The organism is Actinosynnema sp. NPDC059335, assembly GCF_042752395.1.
Lineage (GTDB): Bacteria > Actinomycetota > Actinomycetes > Mycobacteriales > Pseudonocardiaceae > Actinosynnema.
Genome location: NZ_JBHYXZ010000267.1, coordinates 1 through 6,236 on the forward strand (window position 1 = coordinate 1; position 6,236 = coordinate 6,236).

Consider the following 6,236-nt stretch of genomic DNA (forward strand, 5'->3'; position numbering starts at 1 on the left):
CCGTTGGCGTCCAGGCACAGCCCGGACTGCACGCCGGTGATGGTGCCGTTGGCGTTGACGTTCCACTGCTGGTTCGCCTGGCCGTTGCAGTCCCAGATGATCGCCGCGGTGCCGTTGGCCGTGCCCTGGCCGCTCGCGTCCAGGCACTTGCCGTTCACCTGGAGCTGCTTGCCCGAGGTGTGCGTCCAGCGCTGGTTGGCGTTGCCGTTGCAGTCCCACAGCCGGGCCTGGGCGCCGTTGGCGCCGCCGGCCGCGACCTCGAGGCAGCGCCCCGACTGCGTGCCCACCAGCATGGCGTTCTGCGGGCCGGTGCCGCCGCTGCTGCCGCCCGGCCCGGCGTTGGCCATCACCGCCTGCGCCCCGGCGGGCCAGTTGCCGTTGGTCACCGTGACGTTGCCCGACACCACGTTGCCGCGGTCGCCGTTGGTGATGTTCGAGCTGCCGTTGGTCGACCAGTTGTTGGTGAGCGTCCAGTTGCCCATGTTCTCGCCACCCCAGTAGTTCGCGGTGGCCCAGGTGCCGGTGGCGGAGAAGACGTTCCCGGTGGCGGAGTAGTACTTCGAGCCCTCGTCGAAGTAGAGCCCGAAGTAGCCGTTGGTCCGCAGGCAGTAGTTGCCGCTGATCTGCGCGCCGGGGTTCCACGACAGGGTGTAGATGCAGCCGCCGTCGTTCATCTGCTGCATGACGTCGTGGATGTAGTTGTTGATCAACCGGTTGTTCTGCGCCGTGGTGGGCGTGCTGTAGCGGGGCTGGTAGTTGTAGAGGCCGCGGTTGGCGTAGTTGTTGTTGCCGCCCGCGTCGTTGCTGCCCCAGCCGTACCCGATCGACATGCCCGAGTACGGCATGTTGTAGACCTCGTTGTGCGCCACGGTCGCGGTGTTGACGTAGGTGTTCAGCACCGAGACGTTGCCCCGGTACTCGACGCCGATGTCGTGGATGCGGTTGTAGCTGACGGTGATGTTGCGGTTGACCATCCGCTGGTCGCTCGGGTGGTGGGCGTCGGCGCGCACGCCGCCGACCACGATGCCGCCGGCCGAGCTGCGCGCGATCTCCGACCGGGTGACGGTGATGTCGCTCGCGCCCAGGCCGACGCCGCTGGCGTGCGCGTTGGCGTCGTTGCCGATGCCGATCGCCGTCTGCCCGAGGTTGACGAACTGCGACTCGCTGAACGTGATGTTGTTGGCCGCGGAGACCTGCACGGCGGCGGGCACCTGGTTCCAGTGCGGCCGGGCCGCCTCGAACTGCGTGCACCCGTTCTGGCAGGAGGTGATCCGGTCGGCGGGCCAGTTCCAGTTGCCGGTCAGGTACGCGCCGGTCTGCTGGTCGGCGAAGCCCTGGTTGCTGCTCGGCCCGAGCCAGCTCGTGCCGCTGAACGTGATGCCGCTGAACGAGATGTGGTGCGCCGGGGCGTCGTAGGTGCCGCCGACGTTCACCAGCGACTGGAGCACCGGCAGCTCCACGTTGACCGTGCTCATGTTCTGCCCGGCCAACGGGATGTAGTACAGCGCGCCCGCGGCGGGGTTGAGGTACCACTCCCCCGGCGAGTCGAGGAACTCGTAGGCGTTGGCCAGGTAGAAGGGTCCGGCCCGGTGCGGGCTGCTGAGCGTGTCGTAGCCGAACGTGTTGTTGTTCCACGCCGGCTGCTGCATGGTGAGGAAGTTCCCGCTGATGCTCTGCACCGGCGAGTAGCGGTCGGTGAACGAGTTGACGCTCTCCACCTCGACCCGGCTCTGGTTGGCCAGGTTGTTCAGGTAGCCCAGCGCGGAGTTGGAGAACCGCATGCCCGTGGCGGTGAAGGTGAAGTCGGCCCGGTTCACCTGGGTGCGGGCCCGCGTCGCGATCGCGCCGTTGACGTAGAGCTGCCGGCTGTCGGTCACGCCGCTGACGCTCGCCCGCCAGATGTTCCTGCCGGAGTCGGCCACCGACCAGCCGGTGACCGCGCGGGAGCCGCTGATCACGGGCTTCGCGTTCGGGGCCGCCTGCCAGAGCACGCGGTAGCCGTTGTTGCCGGAGTCCGCCGCGGTGAACCGCAGCGGCTGGGTGAGCCGGTACACGCCGTCGGCGAGCTGCACCACGATGTCACCGGACATCGTGGCGTTCTGCGACCGCACCGCGGCCTGCGCGGCGGGCAGCGAGCACGGCTGGGCGGCGGTGCAGCTCGTGCCGGTGCCGGACGGGGACGCGTACAGCGTGGTGGTGGCCGCGGCGGCGGACGGGGCGAAGGCCACCGCCGCCACCGCGGCGGTCACCACCGCGGCGACCGACACCGGCCTTCGCACCGCTGAGGACGAGGACGCGAACAAGGAGACCTCCTGACATCGGGGTGTGGGTTGGACGCGCCCAGCGAGGTGTCGGATGTGGACTCGCGGCGGGGACCGATCCGGAGCACGCCTCGTGGTGAGCGGGTGTCTAACGGGGAGCCGGCGGCGCGGCGTCGGCCGCGCTCCCGCCGAGGTGCCAGATCTCGCGCATCGGCGCCCAGGGGGAGCCGGAGCCGGGTTCGGCCACCGATTCCTGGCACGGGTCGGTCAGGGCGAGCCAGCGCCGCGACTCGGGGTCGGCCGCGATCCGGGCCTGGTCGGCGTCGTGGTCCTCGCCGACGTACTCGTAGTAGCCGAAGAGCAGGTCGCCGTGCAGGAAGATGGTGAAGTTGCGGATGTTGGCGTCCAGCAGCATGCGCTCGACCGACGGCCAGACCGCCGCGTGCAGCCGCAGGTACTCCTCGCGCCGTTCGGGGCGCAGGCGGGTGACCATCCCATAGCGTTGCGAGCGGTCCACGTCGACCTCCTTGCGGTTGCCCGCTGCCGCCGGACCACCGCGCCGCCGGCTCTCGGGCCGGGGCGGTGGGAGGCGGTCACAGGGAGTGCTGCGCCGGTGCGCGAATCGGGCGCGAGACCCAGCGGGAGTGATTTCATCATACGACTGACGTGTGGGCAAGGGCAATCGGCGCCGCTGCGGCGACCACGCCGATGACCCGTACGTCCGAGGCCCGCCAACGCCGCACGCCGCTCCGTGCCGGGGAAGCGTTCAGCGGCTCGGGGGCGGTCGTCGGTGGTGCCGCTGGGCCTCGGTGGTTGTCGGACCCCGCGAGCGGTTTCCCCGGCCACCGCCGTGACATCGTTGTCCGGCGGTGTCCGATCAGGACGGCAGCGGGTCCAGCCGGTCCGGCGCGGCGACGGTGTCGCGGACCACCGCGAGCAGGCGGTGCCCGGCGCGTTCCGGCCGCACGTGGGGGCCTTCGGACGACGGCGCGACGAGCCGGCGCTGGGCGGCGGCGATCGCCTCCTCGTCGACGCGCACGCCGAGCCCCGGGCTGTCGCCCAGGACGAACCCGCCGTCCTCGACGTGCAGGTCGAGCGAGAGCCCGGACGGCGGCTGGAGGTCCTGCAGCTCGGTCACCAGGTGGTTCGGCACCGAGGTCGCGGCGTGCAGCAGCCCGACCGGGGTGTTGCCGATGGGGCTCACGGGCAGGTCGTGGGCGTGCGCGAGGGCCGAGACGCGCAGGAAGTGCGTGATGCCCCACCCCGCGCCCGCCTGCACGACGTCCACCGCGCCCGCGGCGATCAGCGGCCGGTACTGCTCCAGGCCGGTGAGGTTCTCCCCGGTGGCGACCGACGCCCGCACGCCGCGGCCGACGGCCGCGTGCCCCTCCACGTCCCACCGCCGGACGGGTTCCTCGACCCAGATCAGGTCGAGCACCCGTTCCAGCTCGCCGACGTGGCGGACCGCCTGCTTGCGGCTCAGGGACTCGTTGACGTCGAGCATCAGCCCCGGCCGCACCCCGCGCCCGGCGGCGGTGAGCACGTCGCGCACCAGGATGAGCCGGTCCCGGTCCCGGTCGACGTCGAGACCCCCCTTGAGCTTCGCGACGCGCAGCCCGCGGTCGGCGTAGGTCTCGTACAACGCCACCAGCTCGTCGTCGCCCAGCCCGATGTCGAGGCCCGAGGCGTAGGCGGGCACGCGGCGGTCGCGCCCGCCGAGCAGCCGCCACAGCGGCTCCCCCGCGGCCTGCGCCTTGATGTCCCACAGCGCGGTGTCCAGCGCGCCGATGGTGCCGAACACCGCGCCCGCGTGACCCGCCTTGAAGACGCGGCGCAGCATCCGGTCGTAGAGCGCCGTGACGCCGCGCGGGTCCTCGCCCTCGACGGCGGCGAACACCGTGTCGATCTCGACGTGCGACCCGAGACCGACGCCCGTGATGCCCACGTCGGTCTCCACCAGGACGACCGGGATCCGGATCAGGCCGTCGGCGAAGACGCCGTTCGCGTCGCCGACCGGCCGACCCCAGTCCTGGACGGTGGTGAGGGTCCGGTAACCAGTGATGCGCATATCAACCCTTCGTGGCCCCCGCGGTGACGCCGTCGGCGATCTGGCGTTGCAGGAACAGGTAGACGACCAGGACGGGTACCGCCGCGATCAGCACGCCGGAGGCGAAGACCGGGATGTCGTCGGAGTACTGGCCCCGCAACGAGGTCACCCCGACCATGAGCGTGCGATTCTCCGCCGACGGCATCATGAGCAGGGAGATGAGCACGTCGTTCCAGCAGAACAGCGCGTTGAGCACGCCGACCGACAGCAGCGCCGGCGCGCCCATCGGGAGCATGACGCGCCAGTAGACGCCGAGCGTGGTGTTCCCGTCGATCCGCGCCGCGTCCACGACCTCGGCGGGCACCGTCGAGTAGTACGTCGTCATCAGGAACACGGTGAACGGCAGGAACTGCGCCACGTACGCGAGCACCAGGCCGGGGTAGGTGTCCACGAGCCCGGCGTCGGTCATGACGCGGGTGAGCGGGATCATGATCACCTGGAACGGCACGAACAGCGCGGCGAGGCAGCCCAGGAACAGCAACGAGGAGCCGCGGAACCGCAACCGGCCGAGCGCGAACCCGGCCATGGACCCGAACAGCAGCAACAGGGCGACCGAGCACGTCACCACGACCACGGAGTTCAGGAAGTACCGGGACATGCCGACGCTGGTCCACGCCGCGGCGATGTTCTCCCACCGCACCGCGCCCGCCGGGGCGAACCGGTCGAGCACGTACTCGCGGCGGGACTTCATGGCCACGTTGGCGGTGAACACCAGGGGGTAGATCGTCGCCAGCGCGAGCGCGGCCATCGGGACCGCGACCACCCACCTGCCCACCCTCGGTCCGGCCATCAGCCCTCCCTGCCCGCGCGCCGCAGCACGGCGACCTGGGCCAGCCCGACCACGAGCATGACCAGGAACAGCACCGTCGACGCCGCGGAGGCGAGCGCGGGCTGGTTGAACTTCCCCTGCTGGACCCAGATGTAGTACTCGGGCAGGTAGGTCGACGCCTCCGGGCCGCCGCTGGTCATCACGTACAGCAGGCCGAACATCGAGGTCAGCATGCCGATCATGGTGGTGACGAAGACGAACTGGATGGTGCGGGTCAGGCCGGGGACGATCACGTGCCACAGGCTCTGCGGCAGCGACGCGCCGTCCACCCGCGCGGCGTCGAGCAGGGACGGGTCCAGGCTCGCGAACCCGGCCAGGAAGACGACCAGCGCCATGCCGAACGTCGCCCAGACGTGCACGCCGACCACCGCGAAGATCGCCACGTCGGGGTCGCCGAGCCAGTCCACCGGCCCGAGGCCCACCAGGCCCAGCACGGCGTTGAGCGGGCCGTCGAAGGCCAGCAGGAGGTTGAAGATCGCGCCCACGATCACCGGGGAGAGCACGGCCGGGAAGAAGTAGACGCCCCGGTAGAGCCGGTGCCCCGGCACCTTGAGGTAGAGGAACGTGGCGAGCAGCCCGGGGATCGCCACGGCGACCGGCAGCAGCAGCACGAGCAGGCCGACGTTGCGCAGGGCGGTGACGAACAGCGGGTCGGCGAACAGCGTCACGTAGTTGTCGAAGCCGACCGGCGTGCCGTTGCGGTCGCCGTCACCGGTGAACGAGAAGTTGACCCCGAGCACCAGCGGCCACAGCCGCAGCCCGACGATGATGAGCACGGCCGGCGCCACCAGGAGGAACGGCGCCAGGCGCTCGGTCCGCGACCCGCGGCGACGACGCGGCGGCGGCCCGCTCGGGCGCCGGCCCGCGGCCGCGTCCACCGTGTCCTCCCCGGTCCGCCCGACCACCGCCGGGCGGGCCCGGGAGGAGGGACCCCCCGGACGCACGAATCAGCAAGGCCGGTCGGTGGGGGGCGACAGCGCGGCGGCCGCGTCTCACGGGGTGGAGACGCGGTAGAACAGCGTGGGGTGGCGGGCCACAA

Annotated in this window: 6 protein-coding genes; 1 reads left to right on the forward strand and 5 read right to left on the reverse strand. The window is 71.3% G+C overall.

Going from position 1 to position 6,236, the window contains the following annotated elements; all coding sequences use genetic code 11:
• A partial coding sequence (locus ACFXGA_RS39145) for a ricin-type beta-trefoil lectin domain protein (RefSeq protein ID WP_378097930.1) occupies positions 1 to 2,090 on the reverse strand: 2,090 nt, incomplete at its 3' end.
• Between ACFXGA_RS39145 and ACFXGA_RS39150 the strand changes: the two genes are divergently transcribed.
• On the forward strand, positions 2,077 to 2,316 hold the full coding sequence (locus ACFXGA_RS39150; protein ID WP_378097933.1) for a hypothetical protein: 240 nt from the start codon (positions 2,077 to 2,079) through the stop codon (positions 2,314 to 2,316). The two genes, ACFXGA_RS39145 and ACFXGA_RS39150, sit on opposite strands and share 14 nt — an antisense overlap.
• Before the next feature lie 93 nt (positions 2,317 to 2,409).
• Here ACFXGA_RS39150 and ACFXGA_RS39155 read toward each other — a convergent pair whose 3' ends face one another.
• From ACFXGA_RS39155 to ACFXGA_RS39170, 4 genes are all read right to left on the reverse strand, one after another.
• Entirely contained in the window at positions 2,410 to 2,778 is a 369-nt protein-coding gene (locus tag ACFXGA_RS39155; protein ID WP_378097936.1) for an L-rhamnose mutarotase, read from the reverse strand.
• A gap of 360 nt (positions 2,779 to 3,138) precedes the next feature.
• Positions 3,139 to 4,329, reverse strand: coding sequence for a mandelate racemase/muconate lactonizing enzyme family protein (locus ACFXGA_RS39160; protein WP_378097938.1), 1,191 nt, complete (start codon positions 4,327 to 4,329; stop codon positions 3,139 to 3,141).
• Between the two features lies 1 nt (position 4,330).
• Positions 4,331 to 5,158 carry a carbohydrate ABC transporter permease gene (locus ACFXGA_RS39165; protein ID WP_378097941.1) on the reverse strand — a complete coding sequence of 276 codons (828 nt, stop codon included), beginning with the start codon at positions 5,156 to 5,158 and terminating at the stop codon, positions 4,331 to 4,333.
• Complete coding sequence (locus ACFXGA_RS39170; RefSeq protein WP_378097944.1) at positions 5,158 to 6,075, reverse strand: carbohydrate ABC transporter permease; 918 nt, start codon at positions 6,073 to 6,075, stop codon at positions 5,158 to 5,160. The genes ACFXGA_RS39165 and ACFXGA_RS39170 overlap by 1 nt, the downstream gene beginning before the upstream one ends.
• Between the last annotated feature and the right edge of the window lie 161 nt (positions 6,076 to 6,236).

What these genes read in the sequence shown, in the direction of transcription:
- ACFXGA_RS39160 (WP_378097938.1), bottom strand. Translation starts at nt 4,329, where the DNA reads ATGCGCATCACTGGTTACCGGACCCTCACCACCGTCCAGGACTGGGGT.
- ACFXGA_RS39150 (WP_378097933.1), top strand. Translation starts at nt 2,077, where the DNA reads ATGTCACCGGACATCGTGGCGTTCTGCGACCGCACCGCGGCCTGCGCG.
- ACFXGA_RS39165 (WP_378097941.1), bottom strand. Translation starts at nt 5,158, where the DNA reads ATGGCCGGACCGAGGGTGGGCAGGTGGGTGGTCGCGGTCCCGATGGCC.